Origin of the sequence: Kluyvera genomosp. 1, from assembly GCF_001266615.1 — a bacterium.
Classification (GTDB): Bacteria; Pseudomonadota; Gammaproteobacteria; order Enterobacterales; family Enterobacteriaceae; genus Kluyvera; species Kluyvera cryocrescens_A.
On sequence record NZ_LGHZ01000004.1, the window covers coordinates 188,004 to 206,139 of the forward strand.

Annotated in this window: 11 protein-coding genes; all 11 read left to right on the top strand. The window is 56.7% G+C overall.

Annotation, left to right across the window (positions count from 1 at the left end):
- The first annotated feature begins 1 nt into the window (after nt 1).
- The 11 genes from ptsP to recD all read left to right on the top strand — a co-directional run bounded on the left by ptsP (nt 2) and on the right by recD (nt 17,849).
- Nucleotides 2-2,248, top strand: a complete 2,247-nt coding sequence (gene ptsP, locus KP80_RS02820; protein WP_052282068.1) for a phosphoenolpyruvate--protein phosphotransferase — start codon at nt 2-4, stop codon at nt 2,246-2,248.
- A 180-nt stretch (nt 2,249-2,428) separates the two neighbouring features.
- Nucleotides 2,429-3,301 (top strand): prolipoprotein diacylglyceryl transferase, encoded by an 873-nt coding sequence (lgt, locus tag KP80_RS02825; RefSeq protein ID WP_052282069.1) that lies wholly within the window; start codon nt 2,429-2,431, stop codon nt 3,299-3,301.
- A gap of 6 nt (nt 3,302-3,307) precedes the next feature.
- Complete coding sequence (gene thyA, locus KP80_RS02830; RefSeq protein ID WP_052282070.1) at nt 3,308-4,102, top strand: thymidylate synthase; 795 nt, start codon at nt 3,308-3,310, stop codon at nt 4,100-4,102.
- A gap of 210 nt (nt 4,103-4,312) precedes the next feature.
- The gene (locus KP80_RS22165; RefSeq protein ID WP_072129036.1) at nt 4,313-4,771 is read left to right on the top strand and encodes a prepilin peptidase-dependent protein; all 459 of its coding nucleotides are present in this window, start codon (nt 4,313-4,315) and stop codon (nt 4,769-4,771) included.
- A complete protein-coding gene (locus tag KP80_RS02835; protein WP_052282071.1) occupies nt 4,765-5,319 on the top strand; it encodes a prepilin peptidase-dependent protein in 555 nt (184 codons plus the stop codon). The genes KP80_RS22165 and KP80_RS02835 overlap by 7 nt, the downstream gene beginning before the upstream one ends.
- Entirely contained in the window at nt 5,316-5,720 is a 405-nt protein-coding gene (locus tag KP80_RS02840) for a DUF2509 family protein (RefSeq protein ID WP_052282072.1), read from the top strand. Before KP80_RS02835 ends, KP80_RS02840 begins: the two co-directional genes overlap by 4 nt.
- Nucleotides 5,705-6,025 (top strand): prepilin-type N-terminal cleavage/methylation domain-containing protein, encoded by a 321-nt coding sequence (locus tag KP80_RS02845; protein ID WP_052282073.1) that lies wholly within the window; start codon nt 5,705-5,707, stop codon nt 6,023-6,025. The genes KP80_RS02840 and KP80_RS02845 overlap by 16 nt, the downstream gene beginning before the upstream one ends.
- 12 nt (nt 6,026-6,037) lie before the next feature.
- Entirely contained in the window at nt 6,038-9,409 is a 3,372-nt protein-coding gene (recC, locus tag KP80_RS02850) for an exodeoxyribonuclease V subunit gamma (RefSeq protein ID WP_052282074.1), read from the top strand.
- A 183-nt stretch (nt 9,410-9,592) separates the two neighbouring features.
- Complete coding sequence (gene ptrA / locus KP80_RS02855) at nt 9,593-12,478, top strand: pitrilysin (protein ID WP_052282075.1); 2,886 nt, start codon at nt 9,593-9,595, stop codon at nt 12,476-12,478.
- Nucleotides 12,475-16,014, top strand: coding sequence for an exodeoxyribonuclease V subunit beta (recB, locus tag KP80_RS02860; protein WP_052282076.1), 3,540 nt, complete (start codon nt 12,475-12,477; stop codon nt 16,012-16,014). Before ptrA ends, recB begins: the two co-directional genes overlap by 4 nt.
- Entirely contained in the window at nt 16,011-17,849 is a 1,839-nt protein-coding gene (gene recD / locus KP80_RS02865; protein WP_052282077.1) for an exodeoxyribonuclease V subunit alpha, read from the top strand. The genes recB and recD overlap by 4 nt, the downstream gene beginning before the upstream one ends.
- Nucleotides 17,850-18,136 lie beyond the last annotated feature (287 nt).

Here is an 18,136-nt window from a genome sequence, read left to right on the forward strand (position 1 = left end):
TATGCTCACTCGCTTACGCGAAATTGTTGAGAAGGTCGCGAGTGCGCCTCGGCTGAACGAGGCGCTGGATATTCTGGTTACCGATGTCTGCCAGGCAATGGAGACAGAGGTTTGCTCAGTCTATCTTGCCGACAACGATCGACGCTGCTTCTACCTGATGGCGACCCGCGGCCTCAAAAAACCGCGCGGTCGTACCATCACGCTCGCCTTTGATGAAGGCATCGTTGGCCTGGTTGGCCGCCTGGCTGAACCTATCAACCTCGCTGATGCGCAAAAACACCCCAGCTATAAATACATTCCTTCGGTAAAAGAAGAGCGTTTCCGCGCTTTCCTTGGCGTGCCGATCATTCAGCGTCGCCAGCTTTTAGGCGTACTGGTGGTACAGCAGCGTGAACTGCGACAGTTTGATGAAAGTGAAGAATCTTTCCTCGTGACTCTGGCCACGCAGATGGCGGCCATTCTTTCGTTGTCTCAGCTCACTGCGTTATTCGGGCAGTACCGCCAGACGCGCGTACGTGCGTTGCCTGCCTCGCCGGGCGTGGCGATTGCCGAAGGTTGGATGGATGCGACGTTGCCGCTGATGGAGCAGGTGTATGAAGCGTCATCGCTCGACACCGCGCTTGAGCGTGAACGCCTGACCGGCGCGCTGGAAGAAGCCGCCAACGAATTTCGTCGCTACAGCAAACGTTTTGCCGCCGGTGCGCAAAAAGAGATGGCGGCTATTTTCGATCTCTACTCGCATCTATTATCCGACGCCAGCTTGCGCCGCGAACTGTTTGCCGAAGTTGACAAAGGCGCGGTGGCGGAATGGGCGGTGAAGAAGATCGTCGAGAAATTTGCTGAGCAGTTTGCTGCATTGCGCGATGGTTACCTGAAAGAGCGTGCCGGCGATCTCCGCACGCTGGGCCAGCGCTTGCTGTTCCATCTCGATGACACCACCACCGGGGCTAATGCCTGGCCGGAACGCTTTATCCTGGTGGCAGATGAACTCTCTGCCGCCACGCTTGCTGAACTGCCGCAGGATCGTTTAGCGGGTGTCGTCGTTCGCGATGGTGCCGCTAACTCCCATGCGGCGATCATGGTGCGCGCGCTGGGCATTCCGACCGTTATGGGCGCAGATATTCAGCCGTCAATCCTTCATGGGCGCACGCTGGTGGTGGATGGCTATCGCGGTGAACTGCTGGTTGATCCGGAACAGATCCTCATTCAGGAATATCAGCGCCTCATCAGCGAAGAGAATGAACTCAGCCGCCTGGCGGAAGGGGACGTCGATCGCCCTGCCGAGCTGAAAAGCGGTGAGCGGGTCAAAGTGATGCTCAACGCGGGCCTAAGCCCTGAGCACGAGCAAATGCTGGGGCGCCGTATTGACGGCATCGGCCTGTACCGCACTGAAATACCTTTTATGCTGCAAAGCGGCTTCCCTTCCGAAGAGGAGCAGGTGGCGCAGTATCAGGGCATGCTGCAAATGTTTAACGACAAGCCGGTCACGCTGCGTACGCTGGACGTGGGCGCAGACAAGCAGCTGCCGTATATGCCGATTAGTGAAGAGAATCCGTGCCTTGGCTGGCGCGGTATCCGCATTACGCTCGACCAGCCGGAGATCTTCCTGGTTCAAGTGCGGGCTATGCTGCGTGCTAATGCCGCCACCGGTAATTTAAGTATTCTGCTGCCGATGATCACCAGCCTCGAAGAGGTGGATGAGGCTCGTCGGCTTATCGATCGTGCCGGTCGTGAAGTGGAAGAGATGATCGGTTATGCCATTCCGAAGCCGCGTCTGGGGATCATGCTGGAAGTGCCGTCGATGGTGTTTATGCTGCCAAATCTGGCAAACCGCATCGATTTTATCTCGGTTGGCACCAACGACCTGACCCAATATGTTCTGGCAGTGGATCGCAACAATACTCGGGTGGCGAGCATTTACGACAGTCTGCACCCTGGCATGATTCGCGTGCTGTCGATGATAGTCCAGGAAACGGAGCGCTACGGTATCGATCTGCGCCTGTGCGGTGAAATGGCGGGTGACCCGATGTGCGTCACGATTCTGATTGGCCTGGGCTTCCGTCACCTGTCGATGAACGGTCGTTCAGTGGCTCGTGTGAAATACCTGCTACGTCATATCGACCTGCAGGATGCGCAAACGCTGGCGCAGCGCAGTCTCGAAGCGCAGATGGCGACCGAAGTGCGTCATCAGGTAGCGGCGTTTATGGAACGTCGCGGTCTCGGCGGCCTGATTCGCGGCGGTCTCTAACGATTCCCTCTCCCCATGGGAGAGCGGAGTCTGCGCGCTATACATATCTTTTACATCTTCCACGCATCATCTCTCATCCCCCTTGTGCTATTATTCGCACCTTTGGAGCGTCTGAAGCCTTCGGCGCGCATCTCTACCGCTGTCCACTTTCGGCGGAATAACAAGCATTTGTGGTGACAGATGAATAGTGGTTATCTGCGTTTCCCGGACATTGATCCGGTAATTTTTTCCATTGGACCGGTCTCCCTGCATTGGTACGGCATGATGTACCTTGTGGGCTTTATCTTTGCAATGTGGCTGGCTACGCGTCGCGCGAATCGCCCGAACAGCGGCTGGACCAAAAACGAAGTTGAAAACCTGCTGTATGCGGGCTTCCTCGGGGTCTTCCTCGGCGGGCGCATCGGCTACGTCATGTTCTACAACTTTGACCTGTTCTTGCAAGATCCGCTCTATCTGTTCCGCGTTTGGGACGGCGGGATGTCCTTCCACGGCGGCCTGATTGGGGTGATCGTGGTGATGATTATCTTCGCCAAACGCACCAAGCGTACCTTCTTCCAGGTCTCCGATTTCATCGCGCCGCTGATTCCGTTTGGCTTAGGCTGCGGCCGTCTGGGCAACTTTATCAACGGTGAACTGTGGGGCCGCGTTGACCCGAGCTTCCACTACACCATGTTGTTCCCGGGCTCTCGCGCGGAAGATATCGCGCTGCTGCCATCTCACCCAGAATGGCAAACCCTGTTTGATACCTATGGCTCGCTGCCACGTCATGCGTCTCAGCTCTATGAGCTGGCGCTGGAAGGCATCGTACTGTTCCTGATCCTGAACTTCTTTATTCGCAAGCCGCGCCCGGCGGGCTCGGTCTCCGGCCTGTTCCTGATTGGTTACGGTATGTTCCGTATCATCTGCGAATTCTTCCGCCAGCCGGATGCGCAGTTCACCGGCGAATGGGTTCAGTTCATCAGCATGGGGCAAATCCTTTCCGTACCGATGGTTCTTGCGGGTATCATTATGATGGTCTGGGCGTTTCGCCGTCCGCAGAAACAGATTTCCTGAGGAAGCATGAAACAGTATCTCGAACTGATGCAAAAGGTGCTCGATGAGGGCACTCCGAAGAATGACCGCACCGGTACCGGTACGATCTCTATTTTTGGCCACCAGATGCGCTTTAACCTGAAAGATGGTTTCCCGCTGGTGACCACCAAGCGCTGCCATTTGCGTTCTATCATCCATGAACTGCTGTGGTTCCTGCAGGGCGATACCAACATCGCCTACCTGAAGGAAAACAACGTCAGTATCTGGGACGAATGGGCTGATGAAAATGGCAACCTGGGCCCGGTATACGGTAAACAGTGGCGTGCATGGCCGACGCCGGATGGCCGTCATATCGACCAGATCACCACCGTCGTCAATCAGCTGAAAAATGATCCGGACTCGCGCCGCATTATCGTTTCTGCCTGGAACGTCGGCGAGCTGGACAAAATGGCGCTGGCGCCGTGCCACGCTTTCTTCCAGTTCTACGTAGCGGACGGCAAGCTTTCCTGCCAGCTCTACCAGCGCTCCTGCGATGTGTTCCTCGGCCTGCCGTTTAACATCGCCAGCTACGCATTGCTGGTACACATGATGGCGCAGCAGTGTGACCTGGAAGTGGGTGATTTCGTCTGGACCGGTGGCGATACCCACCTGTACAGCAACCACATGGAGCAGACTGCGCTACAGTTAACGCGTGAACCGCGTGCGCTGCCGAAGCTGGTGATTAAGCGTAAACCAGAGTCAATTTTTGACTACCGCTTTGATGACTTCGAAATTGAAGGCTACGACCCGCATCCGGGTATCAAAGCACCGGTCGCGATTTAACCGAGCAAGCACTATCAACCGGCGCACTTTGCGCCGGTTTTTTTATGTCTGTAGAACGGGCTAGCGAAAGCGGGCTTCTGTATTATTTTGCGTAGCGGATTCCAGGTTGAATCAGCCTTTACAGCAACTCTGACTTCTTGTTCCGTCACGCCACGTGAAAATGAAATCCTTCTCTCGAGTGACAATCCTTCTCTCGACATACTCATCGTCATGAACAGACAACGTGGTTTTACCCTGATAGAAACGTTGGTGGCGATGGCTTTAGTGCTCATCCTCTGCGTATCCGGCCTTTACGGTTGGCAAAGCTGGCAGCAATCGCAGCGGCTATGGCAAACCGCCAGCGCGCTACGGGAATATATGCTTTATCTGCGAAGCGATGCCAACTGGCACAACGTTGACCGACGGCTGCGGGTTAACCGACAGGGAGCCGGCTGGTGCCTGGTGGCTGATGATGTGGTGCAAGCAGGATGTCCTTCGGGAAACCCTGCCGTTTTTCGCCCGCTGTGGGCTGAAGTGTCTGTCAGCAACATCACCCCTAATTTGGCCTTTTTTGGCCTGCGTAATACCGCCTGGGCGGGGAGTGTCACGCTCGCAAGTGCAGCGGGCCGCTGGAGCGTAGTGGTTTCTGGCTGGGGGCGAGTTCGTTTGTGTGAGGCGACACTATGTTAATGCGCGGTTTTACATTACTGGAGGTCCTGATTGCCATGGCGATTAGCAGTATTTTGCTATTGGGTGCCTCTCGTTTTTTACCCGCCTTACAGTTTGGCATTATGCAGCAGATGCGCCAGCAGGCGCTGGAGGAGGACCTCTGGCAGCAGATTTTTACGGTAGCAAAGCATCTGCAGCGCGCAGGATACTGTGCGGGAGATGGATGTGGCAGCGAGCCTCTGTATCTCGCGGCAAATGGTGAGTGCCTCATTGCTCGCTGGGATGCTAATAGCAATGGCCGCTGGGAAACAGTACCTGCCGATGATGCCGATAGCATTGGTTTTCGCCTTAAATCGGGGATGCTAGAAACACAGCGTGGCGCGGCGAACTGTGAGGGCAATGGCTGGTACAAAATGAGTGACCCTGCGAGCATGACCATTACCCGTTTTCAGGTTATCCGCAATGCGCACAGCGGTTTCCCTCCAGAGTTTTTCCTTACGCTGTCGGCGACTAGCGAGAGGGGTGAGTCGGCGAACGCGCAGTACAGCGTGACGGGCTATAACCAATGAACCGGGAGCGGGGCGTCTCTTCGCTGGCGATGGTGTTAATGCTCTTGCTATTGGGAAGCCTGATGTTGCAAGGGCTAAATCAGGTGCAGCGACAGCAGCTAGCCATGGTCAATGACGAAACCCGTGCGCTTCGAAAAACGGCGATCGTTCACTCTGCGCTCCAGTGGGGAAAAGTGCAGCCATGGTCTGTGGCTGTAGGGCTGCAGTGTCTGAACTACGACGAAACCAGTCGGGTTTGTTTGCGCTTTTTCGTTGATGGTACCGTGCTGTTGATTGCGCAAAGTGAAGGGCTAAGGCTCTGGCAATCGGGTTTGAGGGCCACAGGCAAGCTTCATTTTTCAGCACATGGCTGGAGTGATTTTTGCCCCTTAAAGGAGGTGGCGTTATGTCAGCCACAGTAAAATCGCGCGGTTTCAGTCTGCCCGAAGTGATGTTGGCGATGTTTCTGATGGTCAGCGTGGTGACGGCGCTGGGCGGTTATTATCGTGGGCTGGCGACGACAAGTTTGCAGCTTAGCCAGTATCGTCAGATGTGGCGCCAGGCTTGGGTACAGACGCAGCAGCAGTCGATGGTGGTGCCTGACGGCTGGCAAAGCCAGCGGATACAGACATCGTCAGCATCTTGTGTCAGCATCAATGCTACTATTATCACCCCTATGGGCAGGCAGGGGCGCATGACGCGCTTGCATTGTCCGGTCAGTCAGTAGTCAGGAGCCAATATGTTACGGGTCTACCACTCCAACCGTCTGGATGTGCTGGAAGCATTGATGGAATTTATCGTTGAGCAGGACCGTCTGGCTGACCCCTTCGAGCCTGAAATGATCCTCGTACAAAGTACCGGGATGGCGCAGTGGCTGCAAATGACGCTGTCTCAGCGCTTTGGTATTGCGGCGAACATCGATTTCCCGCTGCCCGCGAGCTTTATCTGGGATATGTTTACGCGCGTATTACCTGAGATCCCCGGCGAAAGCGCCTTTAACAAGCAAGGTATGAGCTGGAAGCTAATGACGCTGCTGCCGGGGATGCTTGATGATGAAGCCTTCACCCCGCTGCGCCATTACCTGACGGATGACGCCGACAAGCGCAAGCTGTTCCAGTTGGCTTCCCGCGTTGCTGACCTCTATGACCAGTATCTGGTCTATCGCCCCGAGTGGCTGACCCAGTGGGAAGCAGGGTTGCTGGTTGATGGCGTGGGCGATGCCCAGCAGTGGCAGGCACCGCTGTGGAAAGCGTTGGTGGAGCATACCGCGGCGCTTGGACAACCGCAGTGGCACCGTGCCAACCTCTACCAACGTTTTATCGATACGCTGGAAAACAGCAGCGAAACGCCGGCCGGTTTGCCGCCACGGGTATTTATCTGCGGTATTTCCGCGCTGCCGCCGGTGTATCTGCATGCGCTTCAGGCACTGGGCAAGCACATCGATATCTACGTGTTGTTCACTAATCCCTGCCGCTACTACTGGGGCGATATCAAAGACCCCGCATTTCTCGCCAGATTAATGGCGCGGCAGCGTCGGCATTACCGTGAACAGCGTGAACTTCCTCTGTTCCAGGATTCTCAAACCGCGCCGGGGCTGTTTAATGACGACGGCGAGCAGGATGTCGGCAACCCAATGCTGGCTTCTTGGGGCAAGCTGGGCCGCGACTATATCTATTTGCTAGCAGGGCTTGAACGCTATCAGGAGCTGGATGCGTTTGTTGATGTCGAGCCAGATAACCTGCTGCACAACCTTCAATATGACGTACTGGAGCTGAAAAACAGCGCCATTGCTGGGCGGACCGCCGAAGAGTTCGCCCACAGCGGTGACAAACGATCGCTGGCGCTGGATGACCGCAGTCTGACCGTCCATGTCTGCCACAGCCCGCAGCGTGAGGTGGAAGTCCTGCACGATCGTCTGTTGGCAATGCTGGAAGCGGATCCCACGCTGACGCCGCGTGACATCATCGTGATGGTGGCGGATATCGACAGCTACAGTCCATTTATTCAGGCCGTATTTGGTAGCGCTACCGGTGAGCGCTATCTGCCGTACGCCATTTCCGACCGTCGCGCCCGCCAGGCACACCCGGCAATGCAGGCCTTTATCACCCTGCTGTCGCTGCCGGATAGCCGCTTTACCAGTGAAGATGTGCTGGCGCTGCTCGACGTTCCGGTACTGGCCGCGCGCTTTAATATTGATGAGGCGGGGCTTTTGTATCTTCGTCAATGGGTTAATGAATCTGGTGTGCGCTGGGGGATGGACGACGATAACGTCCGCGAACTGGATCTGCCAGCCACCGGGCAACACACCTGGCGTTTTGGTCTGACGCGTATGCTGTTGGGTTATGCGATGGAGAGCAGTCAGGGTGAGTGGCAGGATGTCCTGCCATACGACGAATCCAGCGGCCTGATTGCCGAACTGGTCGGCCATCTGGCCTCGCTGCTGATGCAGCTCAATCGCTGGCGGCAGGTGCTGACGCAGGCGCGTTCGCTGGAAGAGTGGTTGCCGGTGTGCCGCGAAATGCTCAACGATTTCTTCTTACCCGATCAGGATACCGAAGCGGCGCTGACGCTGATTGAACAGCAGTGGCAGGCAATCATCGCCCAGGGCGTACAGTCGCAGTATGGTGGCGAAGTGCCGCTGTCTCTGCTGCGCGATGAGCTGGCGCAGCGTCTGGACCAGGAGCGTATTAGCCAACGCTTCCTTGCCGGGCCTATCAATATTTGTACCCTGATGCCGATGCGCTCTATTCCCTTCAAAGTGGTTTGCCTGCTGGGAATGAACGATGGTATCTACCCACGCGCGCTCGCACCGCTTGGCTTTGATTTGATGAGTCAGAAACCCGTGCGCGGTGACCGCAGCCGTCGTGACGATGACCGCTATCTGTTCCTTGAAGCGGTGATGTCTGCAGAGAAGGCACTTTATATCAGCTATATCGGCCGTTCGATTCAGGACAACAGCGAACGTTATCCGTCGGTGCTGGTGCAGGAACTTTTAGACTATATCGGCCAGAGCCATTGCCTGGAGGGTGACGAGTCGCTGAATTGCGACGAAAGCGAACAGCGGGTGAAGAATCACATTATGCATCTGCATAGCCGCATGCCGTTTGACGCCGAAAACTATCGTGCTGATGAGCAGCAAAGTTATGCCCATGAGTGGCTGGCGGCGGCCAGCCAGCAGGGCGAAGCCCACGCCGATTTTATTCAGCCACTTGAACCATTGGAACTCACTACGCTGCCGCTGGAACAGCTGCAGCGCTTTTGGCGTCACCCGGTACGCGCATTCTTCCAGCTACGGCTGCAGGTTAATTTCCGTAGTGAAGAGAGCGATATCCCTGATACAGAACCGTTCACCCTTGAAGGGCTCACGCGTTATCAGCTGAACCAGCAATTACTCAACACCCTGATTGAGCAACAGGAACCGGAGCGAATGTATCGCCGCTATCGTGCCGCGGGCGAACTGCCCTATGGCCCGTTTGGCGAAATTGCCTGGGAGGCGCAGCGTCAGGAGATGACCGCGCTGGCCAGCCGGGTTATCGAGTATCGGCGTGCCGGTCAGAGTATGGAAATCGACCTTGAATGCGACGGGGTTAACATAACCGGATGGTTACCGCAGGTTCAGGAGAATGGACTGTTGCGCTGGCGGCCATCTTTGCTTAGCGTTTCACAAGGGATGCAACTTTGGCTGGAACACCTTGTCTACTGTGCTAGCGGCGGCAACGGCGAAAGTCGTCTGCTGCTAAGAAAAGAGGGGGAATGGTGCTTCCCTCCGCTGGCGTCTGAGGAGGCTAACGCCTATCTGGCTCAGTTGGTTCAAGGCTATCGTCAGGGGATGTGCCAACCGTTGCTGTTTTTACCCGAGAGCGGCGGGGCATGGATAAAAGCCTGTTACGATGCCGAAAATGATGCCATCTTAAGGGATGAAGAGACCCTGCAAAAAGCGCGTAGTAAATTTTTGCAGGCGTACGAAGGCAATATGGTGGTGAGCGGTGAAGGGGCTGATGTCTGGTATCAACGCCTGTGGCGTACCCTGGAGCCCGCACAGTATGAAGCGATCGTTGAGCAAACGACGCCTTATCTACTCCCTGTATTTCACTTCAATCAGTCAGTTTGATTGTATAAAAATTGCGCAAGTTGAGCGGTTGTTTTACTATGCGCATCGCGTCACGGACTGATGAGAGGTAGCCCGGATCAGGCAATTTGCCCTGCTTCGGGACGTCCCCGGTAAGGCGCAGACCGGGCTACCTGCACAAGCATTAAGATTTTTAGCAGTATTTGTTAATGGTGAGGTCCGTGAATGCCCCGCAGTATTTGGTTAAGTATTGTTGTATTCGTCACAGCCCTTTGGGCGACCGTTGGTCAGGCAGACACCGGGTGGCAACCGATTAAGGAAACCATCCGCAAAAGCGAAAAGGACACTCGCCAGTATCAGGCCATTACGTTGGATAACAACATGGTTGTCCTGCTGGTTTCCGATCCTCAGGCGGTGAAATCACTGTCGGCGCTGGTGGTGCCTATTGGTTCGCTTGAAGATCCTGATTCTCATCCGGGTCTTGCGCACTATCTTGAGCACATGACGCTGATGGGCTCAAAAAACTACCCGCAGCCTGACAATCTTGCCGAATTCTTAAAAATGCACGGCGGTAGCCACAATGCCAGTACAGCACCGTATCGCACCGCCTTCTATCTGGAAGTCGAGAACGATGCGTTGCAGGGGGCGGTGGACCGGCTTGCTGATGCCATTGCCGCACCGCTGCTGGATAAAAAATACGTCGATCGTGAGCGCAATGCGGTAAATGCCGAGCTGACCATGGCCCGTACTCGTGATGGTATGCGTATGGCGCAGGTGAGCGCAGAAACCATCAACCCTGAGCATCCCGGCGCACGCTTCTCCGGCGGCAATCTTGAAACGCTGAGCGATAAACCGGATAGCCCGGTCTACGATGCCTTACTGGCGTTTCGCGATAAGTACTACTCTGCCAACCTGATGAAGGCCGTGATTTACAGCAATAAGCCGCTGCCTGAGCTGGCTAAAATCGCCGCGCAGACCTACGGCCGCGTACCGAACAAATCGATTGAACGCCCGGAAATCACCGTTCCGGTGGTGACCGATGCGCAAAAAGGCATTGTTATTCACTACGTCCCGGCGCTGCCGCGCAAAGTGCTGCGCGTCGAGTTCCGTATCGACAATAACTCTGACCAGTTCCGCAGCAAAACGGATGAGCTGATCACCTATATGATCGGTAACCGTACCCCGGGTACCTTATCCGACTGGCTGCAAAAACAAGGGCTGGTGGAAGGTATTCGCGCTGACTCCGATCCGGTGGTTAACGGCAACAGCGGTGTGTTGGCTATCTCTGCGACCCTGACCGATAAAGGCCTCGCGCACCGCGATGAGGTCGTTGCCGCCATTTTCCGCTACCTCGATGTGATGCGTGAGAAAGGTATCGACAAAAGCTACTTTGATGAACTGGCCCACGTGCTGGATCTCGACTTCCGCTATCCGTCGATTAACCGCAACATGGATTACGTTGAATGGCTGGCGGATACCATGATCCGCGTTCCGGTTCAGCATACGCTGGACGCGGTGAATATCGCCGACCGTTACGATGCGCAAGCGGTTAAAGATCGCCTGGCGATGATGACTCCGCAGAATGCCCGTATCTGGTACATCAGCCCGAAAGAGCCGCATAACAAAGTGGCCTATTTTGTGGATGCCCCGTACCAGGTCGACAAAATCGGCGCGGAGACCTTTACCAAATGGCAGAAGGCTTCCAGCGCGATTGACCTCAACTTACCGAAGCTGAACCCGTATATTCCGGATGACTTCACGCTGATTAAGCCTGAGAAAAGCACCGAGCGCCCGCAGCTTATCGTCGATGAGCCGCAGCTGCGCCTGGTGTATATGCCGAGCCGCTACTTTGCGAGTGAGCCGAAAGCCGATATCACGATGATTCTGCGTAACCCGCAGGCCATGGACAGCGCGAAAAGCCAGGTGATGTTTGCCCTCAATGACTACCTGGCAGGTATTGCGCTGGATCAGCTCAGCAACCAGGCCGCTGTGGGTGGCATTAGCTTCTCGACCGGTGCCAACAATGGTCTGATGCTCAACGCCAATGGCTACACCCAGCGTCTGCCTCAACTGTTCGACGCGCTGCTGCAGGGCTATTTCAGCTACACGCCAACCGAAGAACAGCTTGAGCAGGCCAAGTCCTGGTACAAGCAGATGATGGATTCGGCGGAGAAAGGCAAAGCCTACGAACAGGCGATTATGCCGATTCAGATGGTCTCGCAGGTACCGTATTTCCAGCGTGACGAGCGCAAAGCGCTGCTGCCATCCATTACGTTAAAAGAGGTGATGGATTATCGCGACCAGCTTAAAGCGGGCGGACGTCCTGAGTTTATGGTGATTGGCAACCTGAGCCGTGAACAGTCGACCACGCTTGCGCGCGACGTGCAGACGCAGCTTGGCGCCCACGGCAATGAATGGTGCCGCAATAAAGATGTGCTGGTTGATAAACAGCAGAACGCTATCTTTGAAAAAGCCGGAAGCAGCACCGACTCCGCGCTGGCGGCGGTATTTGTTCCGCCAAACGTGGATGAGTTCTCAAGCTCGGCGGCAAGTTCTATGCTGGCGCAAATCGTCCAGCCGTGGTTCTACACTCAACTGCGTACCGAAGAGCAGTTGGGCTATGCGGTATTTGCCTTCTCCATGAACATTGGCCGCCAGTGGGGCATGGGCTTCCTGCTGCAAAGTAACGAAAAACAGCCGGCCTTCCTGTGGGATCGCTTTAAGGCCTTCTTCCCGACGGCAGAACAAAAGCTTCGGGCGATGAAACCGGAAGAGTTCGCGCAGATCCAGCAGGCGGTCATTGCCGATATGCTGCAAGCGCCGCAAACGCTGGGTGACGAAGCCTCGCAGCTGAGCAAAGATTTCGATCGCGGTAATATGGCCTTCGATTCACGTGCTAAAGTAGTGGCCCAAATTAAACTGTTAACGCCGCAAAAACTGGCCGATTTCTTCCACCAGACGGTGGTAGCACCACAGGGCATGACGGTACTGTCGCAGGTCTCCGGTAGCCAAAATGGCAAAGGTGACTACGCGCACCCTGAAGGCTGGAAGGTGTGGCAGAGTATCACCGCGTTGCAGCAATCCTTACCCTTAAGACGAGAGAACGAATGACCGATACCGCCGAGTCCCTTGATCCCCTGCGCTTGCCCCTTCTTGGTGAGCGCCTGATTGAAGCCTCAGCGGGCACCGGAAAAACCTTCACCATCGCCGCACTCTACCTGCGGCTTCTGCTGGGGCTTGGCGGCGAGGCCGCCTATCCCCGGCAGGTCAACGTCGAAGAATTGCTGGTGGTGACCTTCACCGAAGCCGCCACTGAAGAGCTGCGCGGGCGTATTCGTAGCAATATTCATGAACTGCGCGTCGCCTGTCTGCGTAACGCCACCGATAATCCCCTCTATGCCAGTCTGCTGGCGGAAATCGACGATCTCCAGCAAGCGGCGAGCGTATTGCTGTTGGCTGAACGTCAGATGGATGATGCCGCGGTTTTTACCATTCACGGCTTCTGCCAGCGGATGCTCAGTCTTAACGCCTTTGAGTCCGGCATGCTGTTTGAACAGCAGCTGATCGAAGACGAATCTCAACTGCGTTACCAGGCCTGCGCCGACTTCTGGCGACGTCATTGCTACCCGCTGAACCGCGATATTGCGCAGGTGATTGTCGAGTCGTGGAAAGGGCCTCAGGATCTGCTGAAGTCTATCGATCGTTACCTGCAGGGCGAAGCGCCACAGCTGAAAATGCCGATAAGCGATGCGGAAACGCTGGAATCCCGCCATCAGAAGATCCTCGCGCAGATTTGCGAGATCAAACAGCTGTGGCTAACGCACGTTGGCGAACTGGATGCGCTGCTGGAAAACTCAGGTATTGATCGCCGCAAGTTTAACCGCGGTAATCAGGGGAAATGGATCGACAAAATCAGCAGTTGGGCGCAAGAAGAGACACAAAACTACCAGTTGCCCGACGCGCTGGAAAAATTCAGCCAGCCGTTTTTGGTTGAACGCACCAAAGCAGGCGGGGAAGTGCCCACACACTCTCTGTTCAGCGCTATCGAACGGCTGCTGGATTCACCGCTGACGCTCAACGATCTGGTGATTGCTCAGGCGATGACGGAAATTCGTGAGGCGGTGGCACGCGAGAAACGGCGTCGCGGTGAACTGGGCTTTGACGACATGCTGAGCCGGCTCGATGAAGCCTTGTACGGGGACAGCGGTGATGCATTGGCTGCCGCCATTCGCCAGCGTTTCCCGGTGGCGATGATCGATGAATTCCAGGATACCGACCCGCAGCAGTATCGAATTTTTCGCCGCATCTGGCGGCAGCAGCCGGAGACCGCGCTGCTGCTGATTGGTGACCCGAAACAGGCTATCTATGCCTTCCGCGGCGCCGATATCTTCACCTACATGCGCGCGCGCGGCGACGTTGCCGCACATTACACGCTCGACACCAACTGGCGTTCCGCGCCGGGCATGGTGGAAAGCGTCAACCGCCTGTTTGGGCTGGTTGATAACCCCTTTATGTTCCGCGATATTCCGTTCCTGCCCGTCAAATCGGCGGATAAAAACGCCGCGCTGCGCTTTGAGGTTGACGGAGAAAAACAGCCGGCGATGAACCTGTGGCTGATGCCCGGTGAAGGGGTCAGCGCGGGGGATTATCAGAATGTGATGGCCCAGCAGTGCGCGGCGCAAATTCGCGACTGGCTTACCGCAGGACAGGGCGGTACCGCGCTGCTGTGGCGTGGCGACAAAGCTCATCCGGTGAAGGCTTCCGATATCACCGTGCTGGTGCGTAACCGCCAGGAGGCGTCGCTTATCCGGGATGCCTTAAACGCGTTGGCAATCCCCTCGGTGTATCTGTCAAACCGCGACAGCGTGTTTGAAACTCCTGAGGCGCAGGAGCTGCTGTGGGTGCTGCAGGCGGTACTGACGCCGGAGCGGGAAAACACCCTGCGCAGCGCGCTGGCAACATCAATGTTTGGCCTCAATGCGCTGGATATTGAGCGGCTAAACCAGGATGAAAATGCCTGGGATGCGCTGGTGGAAGAATTTAGCGAATACCGCAATATCTGGCAGCGGCGCGGGGTGATGCCGATGATTCGTGCCCTGATGAATGCCCGTTCGCTGGCGGAAAACCTGCTGGCGACGCACGGCGGCGAGCGGCGTTTAACCGATATCCTACATCTCAGCGAGCTACTGCAAGAGGCGGCTACCCAACTTGAGAGCGAGCATGCGCTGGTGCGCTGGCTGAATCAGCAGGTGGCTGAACCGGATACTAACGCCTCTAGCCAGCAAATGCGTCTGGAGAGCGACAAACACCTGGTGCAGATTGTCACCATTCACAAATCGAAAGGGCTGGAGTATCCGCTGGTCTGGCTGCCGTTTATCGCTCGCTTCCGTAAAGAGAAACAGGCGTTTTATCATGACCGCGAGTCGTTTGCTGCGGTGCTCGATCTTAACGAAAGCGATGAGAGCCTGGAGCTGGCGGAAGCCGAACGTCTGGCAGAGGATCTGCGTCTGCTGTATGTGGCCTTAACCCGCGCGGTATGGCACTGCAGTCTTGGTATTGCGCCGTTAACCGCGCGCCGCAGCGATAAACCCACCGATACCGAATTACATCACAGTGCGCCGGGAAGGCTGCTGCAAAAAGGCGAGGTGCTGACCGCCGCAGGGCTGGAATCCTGCCTGCGTGCGCTGTGCGACGAACATATCGCACTGACGCCCGTCACGACACCGGATGATGCTCGCTGGCAGCCGGTACAGGCAGAGATGCCGGAGCTGGCAGCGCGCCAGGTACTGCGACGCGTGCTTGATGACTGGCGAGTCACCAGCTATTCCGGCCTGCAACAGAGCGGGCACAGCGTGGCACAGGATCTGTTGCCGCGTCTGGATATTGATGCCGTGGGTACCGGTGATACTCAGCCGGAGCCTGCGATGACACCGCACAACTTCCCGCGTGGGGCGTCGCCGGGGACTTTCCTGCATAGCCTGTTTGAAGATCTCGACTTTACCCAGCCGATTGATCCCGTCTGGATGCGTGAAAAACTGCAAAGCAACGGCTTCGGCGAAGAGTGGGAGCCAGTGCTGACTCAGTGGATTTCGCAGGTGCTGGCGGCCCCGCTAGCAGAAAGCGGGATTGCGCTCAATCAGCTCAGCGCCCGGCAAAAACAGGTGGAGATGGAGTTTTATCTGCCAATTGGTAAAACCCTCGATGCGCGAGCGCTGGACGCGCTAACTCGTCGCTACGACCCCCTATCCGCAGGCTGTCCGGAGCTCGATTTCCGTCAGGTTCGCGGCATGCTGAAGGGCTTTATCGACCTCGTTTTCCGCCACGACGGGCGTTATTACCTGCTGGACTACAAGTCCAACTATCTGGGGGAAAACGGCGAAGCCTACACCCAACAGGCGATGGCGCAAGCCATGCAGGCGCACCGCTATGACCTGCAGTATCAGCTCTATACCCTGGCGCTGCACCGCTATCTGCGCCACCGCATTGCCGACTACGACTATCAACGTCACTTCGGCGGTGTGATTTATCTGTTCCTGCGCGGTGTAGACGGTGAGGCAGGACAGCAGGGAATATTCACCACCCGGCCCGATCCGGCACTGATTACGGCAATGGATGCGCTGTTTGCCGGAGAGGAGTTAAACGCATGACGCTCGAACAACGCCTGCTGGAGGCCGTCGAACTTAAGCTGCTGCGACCGCTGGACGTGCAGTTTGCGCTAATGGTGGCGCAGAATGAACATCCGGCAGTGATGCTGGCGGCCGCCATGCTGAGCCACGATACCGGCGAAGGGCACGTTTGTCTGCCGCTTTCACACCTGAATCCAGCGATGCAACCAAAGGGCCGTGCGCGTGAGTTGTGGCAACAACTGTTTGCGGATGCCGCTGCGCCTGAAGACTGGGAAACGTTGCTATTGGATTCGCAGGCGGTCAGCAATGGAGAGCGCCCATCACCGCTGATTTTAAGCCGTGAACGCCTGTATCTGAACCGCATGTGGCACAACGAACTGACCGTCGCCCGCTTCTTTAGCGATACCCAGGCACCGTTTGCCGTCGATGAAGAACGGCTGGCGACAACGCTAAACGCGCTGTTTCCGGCAAGCGCAACGGTGGACTGGCAAAAAGTGGCGGCCGCCGTTGCGTTGACGCGGCGTATTTCGGTGATTTCCGGTGGCCCGGGTACCGGTAAAACGACCACCGTTGCCAAATTGCTGGCGGCGTTGGTGCAGATGTCTGGTACGGAAAAGTGCCGAATCCGTCTGGCGGCGCCCACCGGGAAAGCTGCGGCCCGACTCACCGAATCACTGGGAGCCGCGCTGCGTAAGCTAGACCTGAGCGATGAACAAAAGGCAATGCTGCCAACTGATGCCAGCACGCTGCACCGTCTGCTGGGCGCGCAGCCCGGTAGCCAGAGGCTGCGCTACCACGCGGATAACCCACTGCACCTGGACGTGCTGGTGGTGGATGAAGCCTCCATGATTGACCTGCCGATGATGGCGCGGCTGATTGATGCGCTGCCGCCGCATGGGCGGGTGATTTTTCTCGGCGATCGCGATCAGCTGGCATCGGTCGAAGCCGGAGCGGTGCTGGGCGATATCTGTAGCTGGGTGAGCGCAGGCTATACCGAAGAACGAGCGTGTGAGCTGAGCCGCTTAGTCGGGGCTGAGGTACCAGCTGGAGAGGGTTATGCAGCGAGTGCGCTGCGCGACAGCCTGTGCCTGCTGCGCACCAGCTATCGTTTCGGCAGCGATTCCGGTATCGGGCAGCTTGCCAGCGCGGTAAACCGCGGAGATAAAAAAGCCGTCGGTGAGGCCTTCGTGCGTGGGTTTAGCGATATCGAACTCAAGCCGCTGCGCACAACTGAAGATTACAGCGCGATGCTTGACGACGCGCGTGCGGGCTACGGGCATTATCTCCAGCTGCTGCGTGAAAAAGCGGAGCCATCGGTGATCCTGGCCGCATTTGGTGAATACCAGCTGCTCTGCGCTTTGCGCGAGGGGCCGTGGGGCGTCGCAGGTCTGAATACACAGTTTGAACAGATATTGACGCGCCATCGACAAATTGTGCCGCAGCGCCATTCGCGCTGGTATGAGGGCCGTCCGGTAATGATTACGCGCAACGACAGCGCGCTCGGGCTGTTTAACGGTGATATCGGTATCGCATTGGAGAGGGGGCAGGGGACGCGCGTTTGGTTCCCGATGCCGGACGGCACCATTAAATCCGTGCAGCCTAGCCGCTTGCCGGAGCATGATACCGCATGGGTCATGACCGTGCACAAATCCCAAGGCTCTGAGTTTACCCACGCCGCCCTGGTGCTGCCGACGCAGGTTGTGCCGGTGGTAAGCCGCGAGCTGATTTACACCGCCATTACGCGTGCGAAAGCCCGTTTGTCGATGTATGCCGATGAAAATCTGCTGGCGCAGGCCATTGCCACCCGTACCGAACGGCGCAGTGGGCTGGCGGCGATTTTCGCCGAAATGGCTTAGCTCGGAACATCCCCTCACCCTAACCCTCTCCCCAAAGGGGCGAGGGAACTGATAGTGCCTTGGTGTTATAACGGAATTCAGATGAGAATACAGCCCGCTCTACGCCCTCTCCCCAAAGGGGCGAGGGGATTGATAGTGCCTCGGTGTTATAACGGAATTCAGATGAGAATACGGCCCGCTGTGTGCCCTCTCCTCAAAGGGGCGAGGGGACTGGTAGTGCCTTGGTGTTAGAGTGCTATTCAGATAAGAGTGTGGGCACGCAGTGCTCCCTCTCCCTTTTTAAGGGA

Bases quoted from the DNA above. Each gene is read 5' to 3' on its own strand.
- ptsP (WP_052282068.1), top strand. From the start codon at position 2: ATGCTCACTCGCTTACGCGAAATTGTTGAGAAGGTCGCGAGTGCGCCT.
- lgt (WP_052282069.1), top strand. From the start codon at position 2,429: ATGAATAGTGGTTATCTGCGTTTCCCGGACATTGATCCGGTAATTTTT.
- thyA (WP_052282070.1), top strand. From the start codon at position 3,308: ATGAAACAGTATCTCGAACTGATGCAAAAGGTGCTCGATGAGGGCACT.
- KP80_RS22165 (WP_072129036.1), top strand. From the start codon at position 4,313: ATGAACAGACAACGTGGTTTTACCCTGATAGAAACGTTGGTGGCGATG.
- KP80_RS02835 (WP_052282071.1), top strand. From the start codon at position 4,765: ATGTTAATGCGCGGTTTTACATTACTGGAGGTCCTGATTGCCATGGCG.
- KP80_RS02840 (WP_052282072.1), top strand. From the start codon at position 5,316: ATGAACCGGGAGCGGGGCGTCTCTTCGCTGGCGATGGTGTTAATGCTC.
- KP80_RS02845 (WP_052282073.1), top strand. From the start codon at position 5,705: ATGTCAGCCACAGTAAAATCGCGCGGTTTCAGTCTGCCCGAAGTGATG.
- recC (WP_052282074.1), top strand. From the start codon at position 6,038: ATGTTACGGGTCTACCACTCCAACCGTCTGGATGTGCTGGAAGCATTG.
- ptrA (WP_052282075.1), top strand. From the start codon at position 9,593: ATGCCCCGCAGTATTTGGTTAAGTATTGTTGTATTCGTCACAGCCCTT.
- recB (WP_052282076.1), top strand. From the start codon at position 12,475: ATGACCGATACCGCCGAGTCCCTTGATCCCCTGCGCTTGCCCCTTCTT.
- recD (WP_052282077.1), top strand. From the start codon at position 16,011: ATGACGCTCGAACAACGCCTGCTGGAGGCCGTCGAACTTAAGCTGCTG.